This is a genomic window from Streptomyces olivaceoviridis, assembly GCF_014650115.1.
Classification (GTDB): Bacteria; Actinomycetota; Actinomycetes; order Streptomycetales; family Streptomycetaceae; genus Streptomyces; species Streptomyces olivaceoviridis.
In genome coordinates this window covers 1-23259 of the sequence record NZ_BMUI01000040.1, presented here as the reverse complement: position 1 = coordinate 23259, position 23259 = coordinate 1, and the positions used below count along the sequence as shown (strand labels likewise).

General features: G+C 69.9%; 18 protein-coding genes and 2 pseudogenes. 7 read left to right on the top strand and 13 right to left on the bottom strand.

What is annotated here, in order from left to right; genetic code table 11:
- Positions 1-298 precede the first annotated feature (298 nt).
- On the bottom strand, positions 299-1066 hold the full coding sequence (locus IE273_RS38965) for an Lrp/AsnC family transcriptional regulator (RefSeq protein WP_229887996.1): 768 nt from the start codon (positions 1064-1066) through the stop codon (positions 299-301).
- Between IE273_RS38965 and IE273_RS38960 the strand changes: the two genes are divergently transcribed.
- Both IE273_RS38960 and IE273_RS38955 read left to right on the top strand, forming a co-directional pair.
- Positions 1044-1706 carry an alpha/beta fold hydrolase gene (locus IE273_RS38960; protein ID WP_373309472.1) on the top strand — a complete coding sequence of 221 codons (663 nt, stop codon included), beginning with the start codon at positions 1044-1046 and terminating at the stop codon, positions 1704-1706. The two genes, IE273_RS38965 and IE273_RS38960, sit on opposite strands and share 23 nt — an antisense overlap.
- Positions 1707-1942: 236 nt before the next feature.
- Positions 1943-2264 (top strand): annotated as a pseudogene (locus tag IE273_RS38955) (IS5 family transposase); the annotation flags it as partial.
- A 51-nt stretch (positions 2265-2315) separates the two neighbouring features.
- On the opposite strand, the gene IE273_RS38950 reads toward IE273_RS38955, so the two are convergent.
- The gene (locus IE273_RS38950; RefSeq protein WP_189819863.1) at positions 2316-3236 is read right to left on the bottom strand and encodes a PhzF family phenazine biosynthesis isomerase; all 921 of its coding nucleotides are present in this window, start codon (positions 3234-3236) and stop codon (positions 2316-2318) included.
- Between the two features lie 84 nt (positions 3237-3320).
- Between IE273_RS38950 and IE273_RS38945 the strand changes: the two genes are divergently transcribed.
- Both IE273_RS38945 and IE273_RS44215 read left to right on the top strand, forming a co-directional pair.
- Positions 3321-4262 carry a LysR family transcriptional regulator gene (locus IE273_RS38945; RefSeq protein ID WP_189819862.1) on the top strand — a complete coding sequence of 314 codons (942 nt, stop codon included), beginning with the start codon at positions 3321-3323 and terminating at the stop codon, positions 4260-4262.
- 261 nt (positions 4263-4523) lie between these two features.
- Entirely contained in the window at positions 4524-4844 is a 321-nt protein-coding gene (locus IE273_RS44215) for a hypothetical protein (protein ID WP_229887994.1), read from the top strand.
- A gap of 362 nt (positions 4845-5206) precedes the next feature.
- Here the strand turns inward: IE273_RS44215 and IE273_RS38935 are convergent, their stop codons facing one another.
- The 8 genes and pseudogenes from IE273_RS38935 to IE273_RS38900 all read right to left on the bottom strand — a co-directional run bounded on the left by IE273_RS38935 (position 5207) and on the right by IE273_RS38900 (position 15218).
- Positions 5207-5740, bottom strand: coding sequence for a CbrC family protein (locus IE273_RS38935; RefSeq protein ID WP_189819861.1), 534 nt, complete (start codon positions 5738-5740; stop codon positions 5207-5209).
- A gap of 460 nt (positions 5741-6200) precedes the next feature.
- Positions 6201-6479: a hypothetical protein gene (locus IE273_RS38930; protein WP_189819884.1), complete on the bottom strand. Its 279-nt coding sequence runs from the start codon at positions 6477-6479 to the stop codon at positions 6201-6203.
- Positions 6437-7071, bottom strand: a pseudogene (locus tag IE273_RS38925) (helix-turn-helix domain-containing protein); the annotation flags it as partial. The gene IE273_RS38930 and the pseudogene IE273_RS38925, both read right to left, overlap by 43 nt.
- A 167-nt stretch (positions 7072-7238) precedes the next feature.
- The gene (locus IE273_RS38920; RefSeq protein ID WP_229887992.1) at positions 7239-7925 is read right to left on the bottom strand and encodes a class I SAM-dependent methyltransferase; all 687 of its coding nucleotides are present in this window, start codon (positions 7923-7925) and stop codon (positions 7239-7241) included.
- Between the two features lie 105 nt (positions 7926-8030).
- Positions 8031-8786: a thioesterase II family protein gene (locus IE273_RS38915; protein ID WP_189819859.1), complete on the bottom strand. Its 756-nt coding sequence runs from the start codon at positions 8784-8786 to the stop codon at positions 8031-8033.
- A 79-nt stretch (positions 8787-8865) separates the two neighbouring features.
- Complete coding sequence (locus tag IE273_RS38910) at positions 8866-9891, bottom strand: cytochrome P450 (RefSeq protein ID WP_189819858.1); 1026 nt, start codon at positions 9889-9891, stop codon at positions 8866-8868.
- A 238-nt stretch (positions 9892-10129) separates the two neighbouring features.
- Positions 10130-13618 (bottom strand): non-ribosomal peptide synthetase, encoded by a 3489-nt coding sequence (locus tag IE273_RS38905; RefSeq protein ID WP_189819857.1) that lies wholly within the window; start codon positions 13616-13618, stop codon positions 10130-10132.
- Complete coding sequence (locus IE273_RS38900) at positions 13602-15218, bottom strand: amino acid adenylation domain-containing protein (RefSeq protein WP_189819856.1); 1617 nt, start codon at positions 15216-15218, stop codon at positions 13602-13604. The genes IE273_RS38905 and IE273_RS38900 overlap by 17 nt, the downstream gene beginning before the upstream one ends.
- 1744 nt (positions 15219-16962) lie before the next feature.
- Here IE273_RS38900 and IE273_RS38895 point away from each other — a divergent pair.
- A complete protein-coding gene (locus IE273_RS38895) occupies positions 16963-17226 on the top strand; it encodes an adenylyltransferase/cytidyltransferase family protein (RefSeq protein ID WP_189819855.1) in 264 nt (87 codons plus the stop codon).
- 1719 nt (positions 17227-18945) lie between these two features.
- Here the strand turns inward: IE273_RS38895 and IE273_RS38890 are convergent.
- Entirely contained in the window at positions 18946-19794 is an 849-nt protein-coding gene (locus IE273_RS38890) for a GNAT family N-acetyltransferase (RefSeq protein WP_189819854.1), read from the bottom strand.
- 207 nt (positions 19795-20001) lie between these two features.
- The gene (locus IE273_RS38885) at positions 20002-20682 is read right to left on the bottom strand and encodes a hypothetical protein (protein ID WP_229887991.1); all 681 of its coding nucleotides are present in this window, start codon (positions 20680-20682) and stop codon (positions 20002-20004) included.
- A 64-nt stretch (positions 20683-20746) separates the two neighbouring features.
- Between IE273_RS38885 and IE273_RS38880 the strand changes: the two genes are divergently transcribed.
- A complete protein-coding gene (locus IE273_RS38880; RefSeq protein ID WP_229887989.1) occupies positions 20747-21238 on the top strand; it encodes a CGNR zinc finger domain-containing protein in 492 nt (163 codons plus the stop codon).
- A 52-nt stretch (positions 21239-21290) separates the two neighbouring features.
- A complete protein-coding gene (locus IE273_RS38875; protein ID WP_189819852.1) occupies positions 21291-22574 on the top strand; it encodes an IS701 family transposase in 1284 nt (427 codons plus the stop codon).
- Positions 22575-22909: 335 nt separating this feature from the next.
- Here IE273_RS38875 and IE273_RS44840 read toward each other — a convergent pair whose 3' ends face one another.
- Entirely contained in the window at positions 22910-23038 is a 129-nt protein-coding gene (locus IE273_RS44840; protein ID WP_268257538.1) for a hypothetical protein, read from the bottom strand.
- Between the last annotated feature and the right edge of the window lie 221 nt (positions 23039-23259).

Genomic DNA, 23259 nt, shown 5'->3' with positions numbered 1-23259 from the left:
CTCGCGGCGTGCCGCGAGGTCGGCCAGTGTGTTGGTGATCCCGTATTCGGCGGCGGCCGGTCCAAGCAGAGGCCCGGCGGGAAGCGGACGTACGCGGCGGTGGCCGTAGATCTCGGCATCACCGCGGACTCGCTGCGGACGTGGTGCGCAAGGACGAGCCCCAGGCTGTGCCCGAGGGCCGCGACGGCAGTGTGAGCGCGACCCAGGAACTGGCCCGGTTGCGAGCGGGTGACGCCCGAATGCTCAAGGCCGAGCAGGAGTGAACGGTCGCCCGGCCAGACCATCACAACACGTTCAGTCAAAGTGACAGCGGGTAGGGGCCAGGGCCCTTGAGGGTTCGGTGGATCGGCGTGGTCACCGTGTGCCGCAGTCCGGGCAGTCCGGACACGGTCCGGGTCAGGTAGCGGTACAAGAGTTGCGCCGAGTCCACCTGGATGCTCGCGTACAGGTTCGTCGCGCCGGTCACCGCCGCGGCGAAGGACACCTCGGGATGTGCCGCCAGGGCCTCACCTGCCTCGGCCAGCCGCGCGGGGTCGGTCTCCAGCCAGAGCGCGATCCTGAGCTTCCGGTGCAGGACGTCGGGGTGGTAGTCCACGTCGAAGTACAGCACGCCTTCGGCACGTAGATCGTTGATGCGGCGGCGCACTGTGGACTCGGACAGCCCGGTGGCCGCGGCCAGTTCGCCCACCGGGGCCCTTCCGTCGCGGGCCAGCAGGTCGAGCAGCAGTCGGTCGCGGTCGTCCAGCACGACGGGTTCCGAGCCGGCTGTCCGCCCTGCGTCCGTTGGCCGCGAGGTCAGTGCGGCGCCCTGCGCGTCGGTCAGCGGCCCGGTCTTGTTGATGAAGCCGAGGTCCTGGCCGAAGAACACATGCAGGACGCTGTGCGCGGAGACGTCGACCACTCGGGGGATACGGGGCAGCTTCTGCACCAGGAAGGGCTCCTCCAGGCCAGGCCCGCGGGAGCGAACCGCGGCCATCGTCTCCGTTCCCCCCGAGGTCAGGTTGACCCAGGTGGTGTCCGTGCGCCGGGCCAGGGCCGAACCGATGACCTCACTCGCGGACGACATCGCCTGGACCCGTCGGCACATCGACGCGGTGGAAGGACCGGTCACCCTCGTCGGACACTCCTACGGCGGCACCGTCATCTCCGGCGCGGCACTTGAGCATCCCAAGGTCAACTCCTTGGTCTTCGTGGCCGCCTACGTGCCTGACGAGGGGGAGACCATTGGCATGCTGAGCGACAAGGGTGCCGAGATGCCAAGCCGCGTGGCCTTGCGGTTCGCCGCGGACGGTTGGTCCCACGTGGACCCGGAACTGTTCGGTGACGCACTCGCCCACGACCTGCCGCCCCGCCTTGCCAGGAGCCTCGCCGCCGTGCAGAAGCCGACCCATGGAGCCTGTCTGGCGGCCCCGGCCTCTACGGGCGCCTGGCACGACCTCCCCTGCGGCTACGTCCTCTCCGCCCACGACCGGATCCTCGATCCCCGACTGCAGCGATGGTTCGCCACACGCGCCGAAGCCGTCGTCACCGAGCTCCCCAGCAGTCACCTCTCGCCACTGTCACATCCCGAGGAAGTGGCCGGCAATCTCGGCGATGCTGCAGCCCGAAGAGGATTCCGCAAGCTGATCCAGAATCGCGGCCCTGCCCCTCGAACCCCAGCTGCCGGCCCGGGGCATGTCCGCGCCCGCGCGTCCGAAGCGGTCTGAGCGCGGCGAGGTACGCCGCGCTCAGACCGGCAGCACCTGCGAGATCCGCCAGCAGCCGTGCCCTGGCGCACCGGCCCGAGGTGACGATCCGGATCCATGAGCACGCCAATCACCTCTTCTTTCCCGGCAGCGGCCGACCCACGCCGGCCGAGTACGCGCGGCCTGGACATGTTGACCCTGCGGTGGTGGACGAGACAGCGACCTGGCTGGCGCGACGGTGAGGGAGGGCGCGCCCTATGGGCCGGCACGATCGCGGCGATCTCACGGATGCCGAGTGGGAACGGCTCAGGCCACACCTGCCGGTGAGCAACAGGCGGTGCGGGCGTTGGCGACGAGATCATCGACAGGTGATCGACGGAACCCTCCACCGGGTGCGGACCGGGGTGCCGTGGCGTGATCTGCCCGAGCGGTTCGGGCCGTGGAAGACGATCTATGAGCGGCACCGGTTATGGTCGGCCAACGGCACCTGGGAACGCTTGCTGCGGCACGTGCAGGCCATGGGGCGATGCGGTGGGCGAGATCGACTGGGACGTGTCGGTCGACTCCACGATCGTGCGCCCGGCAGCCATCGAGGAGGCCGACCCGGCATGACGCACCGCCGGCGGGCCGTCAGCGGGGGAGAAGCACGGCCGTGCCGGTGACCCGTACCCGGGCGTCCTCGGGCGTCACACCGATGACGAGGTCGCTCGGGCGGCCCATGTCCTCGCCCTGCCGCACCGCGATGTCCGCAGGCTCGGTGACCAGCCCGAGGGCGCGGAGGTAGCCGCCGAACGCGGCCGCCGCCGCGCCCGTCGCCGGGTCCTCCACGACACCGCCGACGGGGAACGGGTTGCGGGCGTGGAAACGGCGCGGCGACTCGCGCCACACCAGGTCGACGGTGGTCCAGCCGTACCGGCGCATGACTTCGGCGAGCGCGTCGAAGTCGTAGTCGAGCGCGGCCAGCCGCTCCCGCGAGGCCGTGGCCAGCACCAGGTGGTCGTTGCCGCCGAAAGCGACGTGCGGCGGCAGCGCGGGGTCGAGGTCCGACGCGCTCCAGCCGAGGGCCGCGAGGGCGGCCTCCAGCTCGCCGGCGAGCGCCTGGCGGGACCGGGTGGGCACGCTGGTGAGCGTCGCCTGCACCGCCCCTGCGCCGTCGGTGGCGGTCGTCACCGCGATGGCGCCCGCCGGGGTCTCCAGGGCGAGGTCGCCGGGGCCCAGCCGGTCGGCGAGGGCGACGGCCAGGGCCACCGTCGCGTGCCCGCAGAAGGCCACCTCCGCCAGCGGGCTGAAGTAGCGCACCGTGAAGCGCCGGGCGTCCTGATCGGCGGCGGTGACGAAGGCGGTCTCCGAGTAGCCCACCTCGGCGGCGACGGCGAGCATGGCCGCCGCGTCCAGCCCGGAGGCGTCGAGCACGACCCCGGCGGGGTTGCCGCCGTCCGGCGTACGGGTGAACGCGGAGTAGCGCAGGATCTCGGGGGCCGTGCCGGAGCCGCTGTGGGCCGGGGCGGTGGTCGCGGTGTCGCTGGCGGCGGCGGTCGTGTCGTTGGTCATGGGGAAACCCTGACACCCCTGGCCCTATCGCGTCCAACGATGGATTGCGATGCACTCCATCGAGGTTCCGCATAAGCTGGGCAGGTGGACACGCGACTGCTGACGACCTTCACCACGCTCGCCCGCACCGGCAGCTTCACCGCCGCCGCGGCCGCACTCCACCTCGCGCAGTCCACAGTCACCGTGCACATCCGCACCCTCGAACGCGACCTCGGCGTGCCGCTGTTCGACCGGCTGCCCACCGGCGCCCCACTCACCGAGGCCGGCCGACGGCTCCTCGCGGAGGCCGAGGAGGTGCTCGACGCCGTGGCCCGACTGCGCTCCGCGGCCGACGAGGACGGGCCCGTCGCGGGCCGGGTGGTGGTCGGCACGCCCGAATCGCTGTGCGCCACCCGGCTGCCGGCCGTGATCGCCGCCCTGCGCACCGAACACCCCGACGTGGACGTCGACCTGCGCGCGGCCGGCACCGAGGAGTGCCTACAAGGGCTGCGCTCCGGTCACCTCGACCTGGCGCTGCTGATGAACGAGGACGCCCAGTCCCCCGAGATCGCCACCGAACCGGTCGCCCGCGAGGCCCTCACCCTCGTCGCCGCCCCCGGCCACCCGCTGGCCGGCCGTGACCGCCCCGCGGCCTGGGGCGATCTGGCGGCCGAGCACTTCTTCCTCCTCGAGGAGGGCTGCGCTTACAGCGACACCTTCGAACAGCGGCTGCGCGCCGCGCCCGGCGCGAACCCGCGAATCACCCGGTTCGGCAGCGTGGACGCGGCCCGCTCCTGCGCCGCGGCGGGCCTGGGCCTGACCCTGCTGCCGGCGACGACCGTCGCCGAGCACCTGCGCGACGGACGGCTGCGCGGGATCGCCCTCGACGGCCCGCCCCTCTCCGACGTACCCGTACGACTGGCCCGGCACCGCCGGCGCTGGGCGGCGCCCGCCGCGCGCGAGGTCGCCCGCGCCCTCGTCCGGCACCTCGCACGGGCCGGGAACGGGGACGGCCGGCACCAAGCGGCCGACGAGCCCCCGGTCTGACGGGCCGGCCGGCGGCGGAACCGCGGGCGATCGCCGGTAGGCAGCGGCGGTGCGCACGGTCGAGCCCCTGTTGGACGAGGCGGCGGATCCGGCGGTCAGGAAGGCCTGGCGGCGGCAGGCGGACGCGGGGCCGCCCAGCCAGGCACGCCACCGCTCACCGACCAACAGCCCCCGCCTCACTCTGGCCGCCTGCCCGGAACTCACCGCTGCGATCCGCTGGGAACTCGCCGAAGCGGCCGCCACCCTGCCGCTGCCGGTGCGGTGCACCGGCGCGGTCCGCATCGAGCGGCCACCTCGGTACTGGCCTGGGCGCTGGACCTCGACTACGCGCCGGCCGGGTTGCACCGCCGGGTGTGGGACGCGGTGGCCTCCGACAGTCCGCCCGAGACCCTCAACCCCCTACACGAACCCGGGCGCTGGAGCCCGCACATCACCCTCGGTCGGCCCCGACGGGCCGGTGCCTTCGCCGACCGGCGGGTTTCTGAGCTGCTGCCGGCGCCGCCGCTGTCGCTCCGGCTCACCACCCTGCGCAGCTACGACACCCAGACCGGCGCCCTGGAAGTACTGGTGCCCCGCTCCTGAGCGCCCCCGTCCGTCCCGCATGCCGCCCGCCGCCTGCTCGCCGTCGCGGAGGCCGGGCCGCCTGCCGTTCTTCGTCCTGCGGTCGCGCCCCGCCGCCCCGCCCGCTGCGCCCGTGCCGCGCCGCCTGCCGTCTGCGTTGAGGTTCCGGCGGGCTCACCGTCATCGACGGCATGCGGACTGTGGCGCACGGGACGCACACAGGCGCCCCGCGAGTGGTAACGGCAGCGCCGCGCCGTCGAACGTCCCATGGCCTGGCTCGCCGCATGTCGACGTCCGCACCTGCGCTGCGAACGCAAGGCGAGCCACTTCCTGGCCTTCACCAGCCTCGCCTGCCACCGCGGACTCGGCCAAGCAGTCGACTTCTAGGATGCGTCGGCGTAGGCGAGATGGGTGCCGCAGACGGTGCAGCGGAAGAGCATGGCGCTCGCCCCATCGCCCAGGTGGGTCAGGAAGTGCTCGAGCTGGTTTTCGTCGTGCCAGCCGTCGAGGCGTATGTCGGTCCGCAGTTGGTCGAGGGCTTCGGGATGCGCCGCCAGCTCGGTGTATCCGACTTCGCCCACATAGGTGGCCGCGTCCTGGCAGTGGACGAGCCAGCGCGGGTCCTGCCAGGCGTGGAAGCCAGGGGTGCGGCGGGTGACCTCGTGCAGGACGTCCTCGCTGACACCGTCGAGCCCGTAGGAGTCGGTGAATTCACCCGCGAAGCGTTCGGCCGCGCTCCCGTCTGCGATGCACCACGGGCAGAAACGTCCGTTGACCTCGTGTGCGGTGTAGAAGGTGGCCGTGTAGATCCAGCCCGTGTTGCGTTTGCAGCAGGCGCACGTCTCGGCGTCCGCGCGGATGGACCCGCTGGCGAGGGGATCGGGGTGATAGCGAAAGAAGGGCAGGCTGGCACTCATCCCCGGTTCCCGTTCTGCGCCTTGGTGGCCATGCCGACTGATCCCATGGAGAGCAGTCTGTCCGCGAGCGGTTCCCCGATCAAGCGGCGTGTGTGCCCAGGCGGCCCCGGGCCCTGTGCCGTCCGGCACACGGACAACACGGTGCCCTGCCTGCCTCCTGGCGGCGTCTTGTCGTCGTAGCGCTCCTGAGCGAAGCCGTCCGCCGGATCGGGGGCTTCTCGACCGGTCTCGTCATGACCTGATGGGATGACGACGGACACCCCGGCCGCTCGGCACCGACCCGCCGCAGGACGCAGGCCCAGGGCGGCGCCGAACACCACCGAACAGGCAGGGCGCGGTGTCGAGGCGCGCCGGCGGGTCTGCGCTCCCGAAAATGCGTCGCGCCGGCTGGAGGCGGGCTGGCCGAGGAGACGGAGCAGACCTACGCCGGCGGCGTCACGGCCACCTCACGGCCTCGGCGTCAGGCGAGGGCTTTGCGAAGGTAGGCGGGCAGTGCTTGGCAGACGGCCGGGTCCGCTTCCCAGCCGGGGCCGGTGAGTTGGTCGGCCGTGATGACCACGTGGTGGCCGTGGTCGGTGCGGACGAGAACGCGGAACGTCTCGCCCCGGCTGTCCCGGACGGCGAGGCAGGCGGCCAGGGCGGCCCGGCCCAGCTCAGCGGGATCCGCGCCGGTCGTCGCTCGGCCGAGGTCTTTGGGCTCGCGGGGTACCGCTCGGGTCGGCCCTGGTCGGCCCAGCATGAGCCGGCGGTGGGACGGATCCCGAGCGGCCCGAACTTGTCGAAGGCGAAGACCCGGTCCGGGAAGCGGTCGAGCACTTCCTCGATGCGGTCCAGCTTCGCCTCGCACTCGAGGTCCGGGGACTCCTTCCATGTCTTGGTGCGCTGGAAGGTGACGCCGCGGCGGGCGAGCAGGCCGCGTAACGTCTCGCGGCCGATGCGGATGACCCGGCCATGGACTTCCCGCAGGTAGGCGGCGAGTTCGCGCAGTGACCAGCGGGTGAAGGGCTGGCCGAGCTCGGTGGGGCGGGTGGTGGCCGTCTGGATGACGAAGTCCTCCTCGTCAGGGCTGAGCAGGTTGGGGACGGCCTCCCGCCCACCGAGGGTCCAGACAGGCCAGGCCGATCTCGTTGAACCGCTGGATCAAGTCCCGGACGGTGTCCTCGTCGGCGCACCAGCTGCGCGACCACCGGCACACGGTTCCCGCCGGCCGAGGCCAGCAGCATCATCGCGCGCCGGTAGCGCACAGGACTCGTGCCGCCACGGCGCACGATCTGCTGTAGCCGTTGCCCTTCCTGGCCGGTCAGTCTGCGCACACGGACAGGCTCGGCCATCGCGCCTCCAGCGGTCGCATCGGACGTCGCCGCACATCCAACCGCCATGACCACCAACTCGGCGAACCTGTGCGGTCACAGCACTGGCCCCGCCGGACCAGCAGTTCCTCCGATTCGGACGGGCCGTCGTGCCGAAGTCCCGGGTGCTGAGCCCGAGCGGACCGCGGCTACCGGAGTTCCAGAACGACACAGTAGGCCGGGCCGTCGTACTCCATGGCGCGCAAGACCCATGGAGTCCCCTTGAGGATCCGCTCCAGTTCCGCTTCGGAGAAGAACGTGTAGTCGAACCACTCCGTGACGGTCCGGCGGTACCGGACGCGCATCCGTGTCTGCCCGGGAAGCCGTCGCGTCCTGCGGTTCGACCGCTGATGATCCGCGCTGTGGTAACGGCGGTGCTCCGGATATCCGGTGATGTGCGGGTCCAGGCTGGACCCGATGAGGCGAGCCCCCGCGCCGGCCATGGACGCCAGCCGGGTCAGTGACCGGGCAGCCTGTTGCTCGTCGACGAGTATGCCCAGGTTGCTCCCCAGAAGCAGGATGGAGTCGAAGGGCCCCTCGTCCGGCGCGAGTTCCTCGACCGCCGTCCTGAGGGCGCGGACCCCGCGGTCTCGTGCCACCGCGACCGCGCCGGGCGAACAGTCGATCCCTATGACCTCGTGACCGGCTTCGGCCAGCGGTATCGCGTGCCGTCCGGCGCCGCACCCGACGTCGAGGACCCTGCCGATCACATGCTCGCATCCCCACCGCTCCGCGGCCGACCACTCGTCCGGCCCGGCGAACCACCGAGCGGCGTCCCACACCTGGACGTAGCCGTCGTCGCGCTCCAGGACTTCATGCACTGTTCCAGGCCGCATGCCGCCCTCCCAGCACGCTGTCAGCACCTGCCCGAAGGCGTCACCGATCTCGGGTCCGCTCGCGGGACCTTTCCAGCCCATTCACGTTCACCCCATTCCAGGTGCTCAGTCGCCCACCGATGCCGGTATCACGAGCGCGTCAGCGATCTTCGCGATGATTTGCTCGTGCGCGCCGAAGAGGTAGTAGTGGTCTCCCGGAAGAACCACGGTCTCCACGGGCGCACGGGTGTGCAGGCCCCAGCCCGCTGCATCCGCGGCCCGCACATGCGGATCCGCGTCGCCCACGAGCACGGTGATGGGGCAGGCGAGCCGCTGGCCGGGCCGATGGCCGTAGGAGGAGAACATGCGCAGATCGCTCTGGATCGCCGGCATGACCAGGGCCCGGGCCTCGGGGTCGTCGAGGAGGTCCGAGGAGAATCCGATGCGGCGCAACTCTGCCATCACCTCGCGGTCGCCGGCGAGGTCCTGGTCGCGGGCCTGGTGGCGATCGGGGGGCAGACAACCCGAGGCGAACAGGTGGCACACCCCCTGTGTGCGCTGAGCGGTCAGCATCCGGGCGGCCTCATACCCGATCAGGGCACCCATGCTGTGCCCGAACAGCAGGCAGGGGCGGTCGAGGAGCCATTGCAGCGCCGACGCCACCCGGCGGGCGGCCTGGAGGAGGTCCGTGACGGGGGGTTCCTCCAGCCGGTCTTCCCGGCCGGGTAGCTGCACCGCCCAGAGTTCTGTGCCCGGTGGCACGTGAGCCGCCCAGGGGTAGAAGGTGTTCGCGCCCCCGCCCGCGGGCGGAATGCAGACGATTCTGGCCTGGACATTCGGGCGCGTGGCCAGCAGCCGTAGATTCTGCTGCCAGGGAGCCATGACTGTCATCTTCTCGCTCCGGGAGGGACGTCGAACGGTGGTGGGCTGATCACACGTAGGTCTCGCTCTCACTGGAAGATCAGCTCATTCGTCCCCCTGCACCGGTCCGCCGCCCGGCGTCCGGAGCGGAACCCAGGTCCGCAGTCACCGGCAGACGCAGGTAGCCGCGCAGCACTGACCCCAGGTTGTGCACCGGCGGGCCGGCGAGGCGGAGCCCTGGCAGCCGGGAGACGAGTTTGCTGAAGATGAGGGCGCTCTCCTGCTGGGCCATGGCCGCGCCGAGGCAGAAGTACGCACCACCGCCGAAGCTGAGCGGAGGCGGGCCGGACCGGCCGATCAGGAAGGAGTCCGGGGCGGTGTGGACAGCGGGATCGCGGTTGGCGGAACCGAGCACGACGGCGAGTTCCGTGCCGGCGGGCAGTTTCGTGCCCCCGAGTTCCACGTCGGCCACGGTGACGCGACGGGTCACCTGCATGGGAGCGTCGTGGCGGAGCATCTCGCTCATGGCGGTTCCCATGAGACCGGGATCGGCGCGCAGCCGGGCGACGCTGTCGGGTGAAGTCAGCAGGGCAGCCAGGCCGTTGCCGATGAAGTTGCTGGTGTTCATCGTGCCCGCGACGAAGATGGACGCGAACATCGAGACGAGTTCGTCCCTGGACAGGGTCATCGGGTCGGTGTCGTGGACGTGCACCAGGTGGGAAGCGAGGTCTTCGCCGGGATGCCGGCGGCGAGCCTCGATGACCCGCTCGACGTACGTCCGCAAGGTCTGGAAGCTGTCGTCCGCCTCGGCGAGGCGCTGTTCCGGCAGCCGGGGTTCCAGCAGCTTGGCCAGGGCCAGCGAATGGGGCTGGAAGCTCGCCACCTCCTCTTCGGGCAGACCGAGGAGCCGGGCGATACTGATGCTGGGCAGCCGGTAGGACAACATGCTCTGCAGGTCCGCCGCGCCGTGCCGTTCGATCTCTGCGACGAGGTCGTCCACCAGGGCGTCCACGGTGGCTGACACCGAGGCGACGTGTGAGGCGATCCGGCGGCGGGTGAAGAACCTGCTGACCACGCCACGGCGCCGAGGGTGTCCGGCGAGGTCGCCGAACTGCATCGTCTGCATGAGACACCGGACCGCCGGGTGCCTCTCCCACGTAGGGATGCGGCGCTTCACCCACGCCTCGTCGGGACGTCCGAAGCCACGGCCGGACAGTGCCCGGACGCAGTCCTCGTACCGAAGGACGAGAACGGCTTGGTGCCGCTCGTCGTAAACCGGCGGACGCTCCCGCAGGCGTTGGTACAGAGGGTAGGGATCACGGCGGCCCTCTTCTGTTTCGAGGAGTTCCAGCACTGCCCGGCCGTCAGACATGTTCGAGGTCCTCTCCCCGCCCACCGCGGATGTTGCTCTTTTCGGCCAGCAGGGCGGCCAGAGCGGCCACCGTCGGCGCGGAGTACAGCTGACGCAGGCTCAGCTGCACGCGGAAGCTCTCGTTCAGTGCTTTGACCAGCAGTGACGCCAGCAGACTGTTGCCCTCGAGCTCGAAGAAGTTGTCGGACCGCCGACTGACGGGCCGGCCGAGGACGACCTCCCACTGGCGGGCGACAGCCTCTTCCAGGCCTTTCCCGGGGGGCTCGTCGGAGACGGAAGGGACTGCCACCGGGCCCGACGCCCAGCCGGCCAGGGCACTGCGGTCGACCTTGCCGTTTGCGGTGAGCGGTAGTTCGTCGACGACGAAGAACTGGGCTGGGACCTCGTGGAGGGGCAGGTGGGCAGTCAGGTACGAGCGCAAGTCCTCCAGATCGACCGGACCGTCCTCCGGCGTCAGGAAGCTGACGAGTCGTCGGGCACCGGGCGGCCCTGCTGCCACCGTCGTGGCCTGGCCGATCCGCGGGTGGCGGTTCAGCGTGGCGTCCACCTCTCCCAGCTCGACACGGAAGCCGTTGATCTTCACCTGAGAGTCCGTCCGGCCGAGTATCTCCAGCACACCTCCTGGCCGGTAGCGGACCACGTCACCCGTTCTGAACCAGCGCTGTCCGTCGTACCGGACGAACCGTTCCGCCGTCCGCAGCGGATCACCGCGGTAGCCCTCGGCCACGCAGACGCCCCCGACCCACAGTTCGCCGGCCAGCCAGTCGGGGCAGTCCCGGCCGAGGGCGTCCACCACCCGGTGGCGTTGATTGGCGAGGGGGAATCCGTACGGTATCGAGAGCCAGTCCGCCTCCACGCGTTCGACCTCGAAGACGTTGGACCAGATGGCCGTCTCCGTCGGCCCTCCCAGGGCTACCACCCGGCAGCGGCCCGCGCCGGAGACTTCGAGCCGCCCGGGCAGGTCGGGGGGGATCCAGTCCCCGGACAGCAGGGCGAGCCGCAGGCTCGCGGGCGCGTGTCGTGACCCGGCCGCGCGCAGGAGCGCGTCCAACGAGGACGGGACGGAGTTCCAGATGGTGACCTGATGGCGGTGCAGCAGCTCCCACCATGCGTCGACGTCCCGGCGCTGTTCCTCGTCGACGGACACCAAGGCTCCGCCCGCGGAGAGGAGACCGAAGACGTCGAAGACGGAGAGGTCGAAGTCCAGTGCGGTCAACGTCAGTGCCCGATCACCCTGCCCCACACCGAAACGCTCGTTGACGGAGTCGATCGTGTTGACGGCGGCCCGGTGCGAAACCTCGACCCCCTTCGGGCTCCCGGTCGAACCCGAGGTGAAGATCAGGTAGGCGAGGGAGTCCGGCGTCCGGCCGACCGGCCGGCTCAGTGGACCGGTGTCGAGTGCTTCGGATGCCGTCACCACGCGAACACGGCCTTGCCAGTGCGGCAGTTCAGCGCCACCCTCACCGGTCAGCGCGAAACGGGCACCCGCGCGTTCCAGGATCTGCCGCTGCCGCTCGGGCGGAGTGTCGACTCCCACGGCCACGTACGCCCCGCCCGCGGCCAGCACACCCAGGACGCAGGCGATGTCATCGCCGCCCTTGGGCATGACGACCGCGACGACCTCGGAGGGGGCGACGCCGAGCCGGGTGAGCGAGTGGGCGACCCGCAGGGCGTCATCCGCCAGTTCCCCGTACGACACCGTCTCGCCGCTGCTCCGGTGCAGTGCCGTCCACTCGGGATGCTTGGACGCAGTTTCAAAGAAACGTTGATGCAGAAGGGTCCCCGAGTGCCTCGTCGCCGCGGGGACGACTGCCGCTCGCGCGGCTCGCTGGTGCTCGGGCAGTGGGATCTCCACCGCCCGGCACCACACGGCTTCCTCGGCTGCGAGATCACCCACCAGCCGGACGTAGGCGGCGAACGCGTCCTCGACGACGCCGGCCTGGAACAGGCCGTCGACCGCGTCCCATACGAGGTCGACCCGGTCCTCGTGGTAGAAGACCTGGTGGTCGAGCCAGACCTGAGGCGTCTGGGTGATCATGTAACCGAGATCACCGAAACGCGTGCGGAAGTGGGGCGAGACCATACTGCGCCCGAAGGCGTCGAACACGTTGTAGGAGAAGACGATCGGTGCCGGATTCCCGTAGGTCGAGTCCCGCTGGGCCAGGTCGCGCAGGACCTCGACGCCGTAGTACTCGGTGTGGGCCGAGTTGGCTCGGAAACCGTTCTGGACGGCGGTGACGCGATCGGCGAAGGACGATTCGGTGGACAGGTCGACAGGGAGCAGGATGATGTTGGAGAAGTCGCCCACCATCTCAGGGACCGCCGGATGCGTCACGCGTCTGCCGAAATGGGGCAGGTTCAGCAGGAAACGGGACTCAGCGCTCCACCGGCCGAGCACCTCGGCATAGGCCGTGGCCAGAGCCATGGCGGGAGTCACGCCGTGCGCTTGGGCGTGACTGACGAAGCGCTCCCAGTTCGCGGTCGCCATGGAATGGGTCCGTCTGTGAAAGCGTGGGCGGTGCATACGCTCCGGTTCCGCGGCGAGCGGGAGCGCCGGCGCTCCGGGGAGATCCGGCAGGAGATCCCTCCAGTACGTCTTGTCCGCTTCCCGCGCATCGGTCGTCCGAGCGCGTCGGTCCGCCAAGTACTGCGGAAACTCGTACCCGACGGGCGCAAGCTCCTGTTCCGGGTCGCCGTAGAGACGACTGAGATCGTCCAGGATCACCTGGACGCTGCGGCCGTCCGCCACCAGGAGGTCGAACTCACAGTGGATCCTGGCGCGTTCGTCGTCCATGAGGGTGAGCTGGATGTCGAAGACCTCACCGTGCTCGACGTCGAGACGGCGGTGGGACAGAGCCTCACGCAACCGCGTCAGAGCCGCCTGCGCCTCCGGCGCGGGGTCGCCCCGCAGGTCATGGACCATCAGCTCGGCCCAGGGGGACTCCGCCATGATCTGCTGCCGGCCGTCGGGCAGGAACCGCGCGCGCAGCATGCCGTGCCTTCTCAGCAAGGCGCGCACCGCTTCTTGGAGTCGGCCGGGTTCGACGCCGGCGGCATCGAACTCGAAATACACGTGGGACCCGATCCCTCCCAGGGGCTGATCGTCCGCGCGGCCGATCCAGTAGGCCTGCTGCGTCGGCGTCAGGTCGAAAGGGGCATGCGGGTCGACCGGCGCCGAGCGCGCGGCAGGGAGGCGTTGCGAGGTCGTTCTCCGGGCCTCGTCGATGGCCCTGGCCATGCTCGCCAGCCGCGGATACCTGGTGAGCGTGTCGATGGACAGGACGTCCGATCCGAAGACCTGCTCCACACGGTGCAGCAGACTCATGGCCGCGAGCGACGTTCCTCCGAGTCTGAAGAAATCGTCGCTGGGGCGGACGTGAGTACTCTGGAGCGTTTCACACCACATCAGGGCGAGAGTGGCCTCGGTGGCGGTCATCGTCGGTTTGTCGTGGGCGGTGGGCTGGTCATTCAGATCTCGCATGGGAAGACGCTCCTTGAACCGCTTGGGCTTCACACGAGGCGAGAAGAGCGCGACGGTCGACCTTGCCGTGGGAGGTCAACGGGAAGGCGCCGCGAAGATGGACCTGCGCCGGAACCATGTAGGAGGGCAGCACCTCGGTCAGGTGCCCATGCAGGTCTGCGGAGGAGACGGTGTGGTCGTCCGGGATCACGAAAGCCAGGAGGGACTTGTATCCACCGACGTCCCGGACAGTCACGTAGCATCGTTTGACGGACGGATGAGTGTCAAGGTGGTGGCTTATCTCCGCCAACTCGACACGGAATCCGTTGACCTTGACCTGGTCGTCCTCCCGTCCGATGAAGACCACGTCGCCGCTGGGCAGGAGATAACCCCGGTCGCCCGTGCGGTAGAGCCGTTCTTCCCGGCCGGCGACATCGCGATGGACGAAATGCTCGCTGGTGAGATCGGCCAGCCCCAGGTAGCCGGCCGCCAGGCCGTCCCCTGCCAGACACAGCTCCCCGGCCTCACCCGGACCGCACAGTCGGCGCGCATCGTCGGCGACGACGTAGAGGCGGGTGTTCTGAAGGGGGCGGCCGATCGGAAACGGTATGTCGTCGCGGGGCAGCTCGTCGACCGGATAACAGGTCGCGACACATGTGGACTCGGTGGGCCCGTAGAAGTTGGATACGCGTCCTGGACCATACGCGCGCAGCGCCTTGACCATGTGCCGGCGTGACTGGGCCTCCCCGCCGACAGCGATGGTCGTCACGGAGTCGAGGATCTCCGGTGCCTCGTCCACGATCAGGTTGAACAAGGCCGTGGGAAGCTGGACGAGGTTGACCCGCCCGGCCTGTATGACCTCGCGCAAGCGGGAAAGGCTGACGGGCTCGGCGGGGTACATCACCAAGGTCCCGCCTCCGAGGAGCGCACCCCAGATCTCGGAGGCGGCCATATCGAAGGTGAGGGAACCCAGCTGGAGTATGCGGCTGTGCTCGTTCATCGGCCCGAGAGCAGTGATGTACGGCAGCCGGTTGAGGCCTCGATGAAGAATCGGCACGCCTTTGGGTCGACCAGTGGAACCTGAGGTGTAGTAGACGCAAGCGATGCTTTCGGCGGTCGTGGTACAAGGCGGATCGATATCACAGGCCGTCGGCGGTCCCGCGTCCAGTGCCAGGAGGTGGTTTTCCGCCGCGGATTCGACGCGTCGGGCGATCTCCCGGGACCGGTCGCCGATCAGCACATGGCAGCCGGTATCGGTGACGACGTGTCGAAGGCGTTCGTCCGGCCACTCGTGGTCCAATGGAAGAAACGTTCCTCCAGATTTGAGGACGCCCAAGAGGACCACCAGCATCTCCGGCGAGCGAGGCATGCAGACGCCGACGGTCACGCCTCGTCCGACGCCTACGTCCGCCAGCCGGCCGGCAAGACCGTTCGCCAGCCGGTTCAGGTCTCGATAGTTGATCTCGCGGGTACCCTGAATGACCGCTGCTGCGTCAGGCCGACGCCGGGCCCAGTGTTCGAAGAGCTTCTGCATGCTGCTGTCACGCGGATAGGGCGTCGTCGTTCGGTTGAACTCGCTGTGGATGGCCAGTGCGGTAGGAGAAAAGGTCACAGACTCCATGCGTGTACCTCGGTCATCGACACGGAACTACAGCCGGTGGAGAACGGACAGACCAGGCGAGAGCAGGCTGGAACTCAGGGCTCCTGGCGGCCTGTTATGTGACGGGGAAACGGCGTTGGGTCGGGTATGAGGCCGCGACCCGCATGTGGCGGATCGTCATACGCTGCGAACAGTGGCGCGTCTTCCATCAGTGGCACGTCTTCTATGTGCGGATCGGGACCGCGGACACGTGACGCTTGGGACCGACGGCCGGATGCGCTGCCGAGAGGACACACGCGTTGTGGTGTTCGTGCTGTGCGAAGTGGTTGAGATATGAGCACGGCGCCCGCCGGTGACACCAGTTCAGTGCTTGATCTCCTGGATGTCAAGACGCCGGATGGCGATCGCCCTCGCGGTTCCCGCTCGCGGCGGTGTGCGAACGGCAGCCCGCCAGGACGGACCAGCCGACCACGGTCCCCGGATCGGCGGCCCACCCCCTGCCAACGCCTTTTACCAGCTCAGGGCACGAACTCCGCAGTCCCGGGACGGTTGCTCGCGACCCACGGGCAGCTACCTGGGCTCGACACCACGACCGACATCGGGACGGTCATCCCGGACCGCGAGTCCAGGACACCCCGGTCCGGGTCGAACGAGAAACATGTGGGCAGCCTCCACGGTGACCACCGCACACAAACGTGTGTTTCTGTGGCACCCATCCCCCAGAGCGCAGGGATCGGTGGAGTGCGGTGCAGGTTTGCGGGTATGACATCTGTGGTGCGGTTCGTGGGCAAGGCGCGCTACGGCTCACGGCGCCGGAGGGCAGTGTCTGCGGCGCCGTGATGATCTCGCTGCGGGGGGTGAGGGGATCTCTCTGACGAACAGGGGGCGGTGCGGGAGCCGTTGTTGCCGGTCGCGGTGTTGGGCCGACGACCCCGGGTCGACGGAAGCTGACGGACGGGATCCAGTGGTGGGTACCCCCTGGTGCCGCGTGAAGAGATCTGCCGTCGGAGTTACGGGCCGGGGCAGACGGTCCACGGACCCTTCCGTCGCCGGCAACGGACGGCACCCGGCTGTGCCGCTCACCGGACCGCAGGCTCGGTCGGATGCGGCAGGGCTGATCACGGGGGAGGTCAACGTCGACTCCATGATCTGCCGGGCCCATCAGCGCGCCGCAGCGCCGGCCGCGTCGGCGCAACCGGGAAGGCACCGCCGGGCGGAACCCGCACGGATTGCGACGACCACGGTCCTGCCCGGCCACGCTGACCGCAGGCCAGATGCATCTCGGTGGTGAAGCCTCCCCGGCATCATCAGGAAAGGCGGCGAACTGAGGGCTGTCATGCGTACCCCTCCCGCCCCGACGGGGCCTCCTGTGAAAGCGAGGGATCCGGTGCACAGTCCCGGAGCCCGCCGACCAGGCCGCCGGCCGCAAACGGCGCGGGTAAGCCGGTGGGCGACCTTCGGCATTCGATCTTGAGAACGCAAGGTCCGGCACGCGGTCGCATGCGGGATCAGCCGGCTCAAGCACGACCGGGAGGTCGCCGGTTCGGCGACCTCACCGTCCGCTTCGAAGCCACCGTCCTGATGCCGCGACCCGCGAACCCGGACCGTCCGCTCCACGTGGCAGGCTGACCCTGACCAGGGTGAAGGCGGCCAAGAAGAAGTCCGCCGTGACCCCTGCGCAACAAGCACGAGGTCAATCCGACGTAGCGGTTCTCCCGTCCCGTCAGACCCCACCGGGGGCGGCCGCTTGTTACTCCCTCCGATCATGCGAGCCCTCTTTCCAGGATCCTTCGACCCGGTCACTCAAGGGCACGAGGACGTACTCCGGCACGCTGCCCTCCTGCTCGACGAGGTCGTCGTGTGCGTGATGTCCAACTCGAACAAGACCGGCCGCTTCCCCATCGCGGAACGGCTGGACCGGCTCCGCACGGCGGCAACGGACTTGAGCAACGTCACGGTCGACTCCCACACCGGCGGCCCGCTGGTCGACTACTGCCGCCGAGCCGGAATCGACGTGGTCATCCGCTGAGTCCGCGGCGTTCGCGATCTGGACTACGAAACGCCGATGGCCCGCATGAACCACGAACTGGCCAAAGGCGAAACGTTCTTCATCGCCGCCGACCCCGCTCTGAGCCACATCTCCTCCACCCTCGTCACCGCGATGAGGGCGAGCCGCTCGTAGCGGCAGCGGGCTGCAGCGAGGCCGGGACATGCCAGGTGGTTGCGGGGATCCCCCCGCCCTTACGGTCCGGCCTACACTCGGGCACGCGACGAAGTGAAACGGACACATCACGGCCGGCCGTCGGGCGGGCGGCATTCCGACGGTGGTCTACCGGCCCACGCCCGGCCGGCCACCGGGCCTGGAGGTGCTCGATCCGCCCGGGCTCGCGGCCCGCGCCGTCGAGCGCGAGACGCCCCTCACTTCCGGCGTTCCACCTGGTCCTCGCGGTGCGCGGCGGGCAGGTGGACTGCTTGGTCGACTTCACGACGTAGCGCATGGGCGCGGGCGACTGGCTGTGGGTGCGGCCGGGCCAGGTGCTCCACTTCCCGGACGGTCCCGGCCACGCCGATGACACCGTGCTCGTCCTCCCGACGGGCTTCCCCAGCATCGCGACCGACGCTCTGATCCGGGACGGCGAGCACATCGCGTACCGCCAGCTGCTGTTCGCCGGGTTCACCGGTGGCCCGCCTCGCCCGTTGCGTGAGCCGGCGTGCATGCCGGCCGGGGTGCCGTGGTGGCGCCGCCTGCGTCAGGTGCTGCCGTGCCGCAGCGGTGCCCGGTCGTGTTGCTGGTACGACGGCGGTGACCGGCACCGGGTCAACGCGATGGCGATCGAGGCCCTCGGACGGGTCCGGACGCAGGGCGTGGACCCCGACGGCATAACGGGGTTCGCCACCGCCCACGCGACTACGGCCGGCGCCACCGCTTGGGAGACCGGGGCGCCGGCCACCCCGTTCAACGTCGCGAACGCGATCCAGCCCTCCCGCGGTACCGGCTACATCAACGGCCGATCGCGCGCAGGCCATGCCGGAGTCCGGCGCACGCTGCACCGTCGTCCTGCACCACGCCGACGAGGCGTAGCCCGCCCGGCTGCCCAGGCCCCGGCCCACGACCGGCCCGCACCCGAACGCCGGCACCGCTTGGCCGACGACGCCCCCGGTTCCCGCTCCGCGTCGGCCGAGGGCGTCGCGGTGGGCTACTCGGCCCGCGAAGCGGGGCCGGTACCGAGCTCCTTGAGGATCTGGTGTGCAGGCCGGACGGTGGCGGATCCGTGGCAGGAGTCAGCTGGCGAAACTGGCACGCACCCTTGGCGCATCGCAGCTGTCGTGTCGCTTCGAAACCGGGAAGGGGAGGGGGCAAGGACTCAACGAGGGCATGGGGGGCCATGGTGCGCGAGACGGTGTTCCAAAGCGAGGACGTGCCTGCCGCGGACCGGTTCGACTACTGGCGTGAACTGATGATCCAGACGCTCGCCCCGCTGGACAGGAGACCACGTACTACCTTGGTGACCTGTGCGTGGTCGGCTCCTCGCGGCCGTTCGGCTGCCTCGCGGCCGGCGGCCGACGAGCGGTGGAAACGGTAGCGGTCGCACTCCCCACGGAGATGCTGGCTTCGACCGGGAACGCGGTCGACAAGCTGATCGGACACCCGATATCAGGACGGGAAGGCTTCGGTGCCCTGCTGGCGCAGTTCCTCACCCGCATCACGACGGACACTGGCTTCTTCCCGTCCTCCGACGGCCCCCGGTCAGGGGTCATCGTGCTCGATCTGCTGTCCGGGAAATTGGCCCACGTCCTCGAAGCCGAGAAGCTGCTCACGCCGGAACCTCACCGTCGGACGCTTGTCCTTCGCATTCGTGCCTTCGTCCGGAGCCACCTGCACGACCCGCAACTGACTCCGCGCAGCATCGCCGCCGCCCACGCCAAAGCGCTCTCCCACAACTTTTCGCTCAGCCGCAACATCCTGGTGGAGCGCGCTGCTCAAGGGGTTGTGATTCCCGTCGCTGGTGTGGACCCAGATGAGGCAGTCGTGCCAGGAATCGCGTTCGGCGTCCTGGTGTGTCCATTCGCGGCAGTGCTGTGGAATGCGTTGTTCGAACCGGTAGCCGACGCGCTGGGCGAGCCGTAGCGAGGGCTCGTTGCTGGGTTTGATCTCCAACCAGACCCGGGGAACGGCGAGTTCGTTGTGGTTCCACAGCGTCGCGGCGATCACAGCACGGGAGGCGATTCCTCTGCCGCGCTCTTCCGGCCGTACCCAGTACGCCAGCTCGGTGCTCCCCGGGCGCTCCGGCATCAGCCCGACCGCGCCGAGAAGCCGTCGGCCCTCCAGGATGCCCAGGCAGAACTGACCTGCCGTGGCAGGGTCCCAGGCGGCCAGCGCCACTTGTGCGTCGCGCAGCGAGTACGGACCGACCGGATGAGCGCCCCACAAGGACCGTCCCGGCTCCCCGCTCGTGGCCTCGACGAGCAAGGCGGCGTCGGTGGTGACCAAGGTACGAAGCCGCAGATCGCCAAGGCCCAGCTCCACGTCGGTGAACCGCATTGAAACCTCTTGAACCCTGTCATCGGCCATCGAGTGTTCGAAGCGCTCTCTCATAGGGTTTCGATCAGCCAGGTGGGCCGGAGCGCACGGGCTGTTTGGGCTGCGAGCTTGTTCAGATGTTCGGCCCGGAAGCCGGTGGGGGCGCGGCCTCCCACCGCCGCGCAGGTCAAGGGTGACCGCAGGTGTCCGGGACACTCGCATCACGCTGTCTCGGGGTGCCGGCCCTGCCGTACCTTGCTCAGCGCTGGGTCGCTCGGCGGATCAGTCCTCGTGCAGGAGCCAGCCGATGTGCAGTTCCTCCGCACCCGGGCGGAACGTCCGCATGAGCTCGGCGCGCTCGGGGTCGTTTTCGGGGAGGTTGTCGGCGAGGAGGGCCTGCGCGGCGATTGTCTGGGGCCGGGCGCCGAGTGCGGCGCGCAGGTGGAGTGAGCGGCGCAGCATCGACATCCGCTCGGCGGGCTCCTTGTGCGGTGCGAGGTGCCGGATGATGTAGGACTCGAAATAGCCGTCGCCGTACTTCGTTGCGACATCGAGAGCCGTCTCGTAGAGAGGGAGGGCGCCGGTCGGGTCCTCGTCGATGTTGTCCAGCAGGACGGCCCAGTGGTACTCGGCCCAGGCGCGCTGCTTCTCGTCGCCGCTCTCGACTGCCGCGCGGTAGCCCGCCTCGGCCACGGCGCGGTCGTCGGTGCGGGGGCCGCGCTGGAACAGCAGGCGGCTGTAGGCCAGTCGCGCCGTGAGCAAGTGCGCGGTCGGTGATGCGGGATCGAGCGCCGCGACCGCCTTCTCGGCCTCCTCGTGACCCTCGATCTGGAAGAACCAGCGGTCGACGGCGATCTCCGCGCGCAGCTCGGGCTCGGCGTCCGGGCCCAAGGCGGCGAGTGCGGCGTCCCACTCCCCGAGCAGCTGCAGACGGCGGGCCACGTAGGCGTCATCAGATAACATGGCACCTACAGTAGGCAGCGGCGATGTAGGTGGTCAAGTGCAGTACGGTGACTACATTGGGAACGTGACGCGGTTGGCCGTAGAGCTGGCCAATACCGGGACCCTCGACCAGCACGGCGAACTGGTCGCCGCGTTCTTCGCAGAGCACGAGGTCACTCCGCCGCCGGGCGGTGACTACGGCGAGCTGCCGGACATCGTGCGCACGGCCCTGGCGCAGTCGGTCGACGGCGCCGCCCCCGAAGCCGTGCACCGCCTGCTGCGCGATTACCCGCCGGAAATGCACCTGTCCGACCATGACGGCCTCGGCGGTTGGCACATCCACTTCAGCCGCAACGGCACCCCGGCCAAGCGCTGGGTCGGCCAGCTGATCGCCGCCAAGCTCGCCCTGGTCGTGGCCGGGGATCCGGCGGTGACGCTGGGGCGGTGCGCCGCGGCCGGGTGCGGAAACTACTTCGTGGACCAGTCACGGAACCGGACGCGCCGGTTCTGCTCTAACGCGTGCGCGAGCCGGACGACGGTCGCGGCTTATCGAGCCCGGACGGCAAAAAGCTCCTAGTAGGACTCCGTTAGGTCTGTGTGTCGACCTTGTTCAGGGGCACCGTGAGTGTGTGGACGCACATGAAGTGAACCGTGTTCGGGCGACGTTGGCGTTATTCGTGGCGGACGTGTTCGCCTCGGTGCCGCGCAAGGACCAGCGAGCCAAGGGCGACTGCTATCTGCGGGGACTGATGATGGACGGTCGCCGCAAGTCCATTCAGGCCATGGCCTCGCGGCTGCCGGACGGCAATGAGCAGAACCTGCAGCAGTTCGTGAACCAGTCCACGTGGGATCCAGTGCCGGTGCGTCGGCGGATCGCTGAGCGGATGGTGCCGCAGGTCGGCCCGGACGCGTGGGCGGTCGATGACGTGTCGTTCCCCAAGGACGGCAGGATGTCGGTCGGTGTCGCCCACCAGTATTGCGGTGCGCTGGGCAAGCAAGCCAACTGCCAGGTCGCGGTCAGTGTCCACGCGGTCTCTGACACGGCGTCGTGCCCGCTGGACTGGCGGCTGTTCCTGCCGCGGGAATGGGCCGAGGACACCGTCCGGCGCCGGCAGACCGGCGTGCCGGAAGACGTCGGACACCGGGAGAAGTGGCGCCTGGCGCTGGACGCCCTGGACGAACTGGCCGGATGGGGACTGGTGCCGCCGGTGGTGGTGGCCGATGCGGGCTATGGCCAGAACGCGGACTTGCGTGCCGCACTGACCGAACGGGGACACGCGTACGTGGTCGGCATCCGCGGCGATCTGATCGTCCAGCCGCATGACGCAGTCCCTGATGCCCCAGTCTGGTCCGGGAACGGCCGCCGGCCGGTTCCTCGCTACCGGCAGCCGGCAATGACGGTGGCGGAACTGGCCACGGCCGCCGGATGGGAAGCCTTCCAGGAGGTGACCTGGCGGGAAGGCTCCCGCGGCCCGATGACCTCCCGCTTCCTCGCGATGTGGGTCCGGCCGGCCGGGGTCCGCCCGCGTCGGCTGGCCCAGGCGGCCGCGGTGGCTGGGCAGGGCCGGTGGGACGGCGTGCTGCCCGAGGTGCGGCTGCTGGCCGAGTGGCCCGACGGCGAGGACGAACCGACCCGGTTCTGGCTGTCCGACCAGCCCGACGACAGCCCGATCGCCGTCGCCGACCTGGTCCGCCTGGCGAAGATCCGCTGGCGCATCGAGCATGACTACCGGGAACTCAAGCACGGCCTGGGACTGGACAACTTCGAAGGCCGCTCCTGGCCGGGCTGGCACCACCACGTCACCCTGGTCACCGCCGCCCATGCCTTCCTCACCGAGCAGCGGCTGGCCCCAAAAGCCGATACAACGGACTCACCCTCTACCAGATCCTCGACGCCCTCCAGGACCTGCTGAACTGCTGGACCGGCATCTGCACCACCTGCCACCAACCCCTGTCCCGCAGGACCAGACCTAACGGAGTCCTACTAGCCCCCGTCGCCCGCGTTCCCCCGTCGCGGGCAGACGGGCCGCTGTGCCCCGGACCGATCCCCCCCGAGGTCCGGGGCACAGCCATGCCTCGCGCGGGTGGATCTCCCGCCCCATCCCGACGCCCGCTCAGGCGCGGGGCGTTGGCCGGGCATGAAGTTTCGACTGATCCTCACCGCGGCCGGGCCGTGCCTGGTATGCACCGACATGCCCACCGCCACGGCCCGTGCCGGATGCTGGTGCCATGGCGGTGCTCGACGGCCTCATTCCGGTGTACATGGCGGTGCAAAGCGGACGGGGTAGTGCGAGGCGGCGTCCAGGCCGAGGCCGACGATCAGGCCGAGCGCGGTCACCGGCAGGCCGAGGACGACCACGACCGGGACCAGGACCACGGCCGCGTGACCTTGCCACCGGTAGGGGCTACGGCCTTCCGGCCGGCCTCGTCCTCGGGGCCGACATCCCCCTGGTGAGTCCACGCCTCACTCCGCGGAGTGGCACGGGCAGCGCAGGCAGAGGTCGCTTGAGGCCGCAGGGCCGGTCTCAGGGGGGCAGGCGGGGCCGTCTCGGGGGAGCGGCGTGGGCCCTCGCGGGTGCAGCGGCGGGGTGCCGCCGA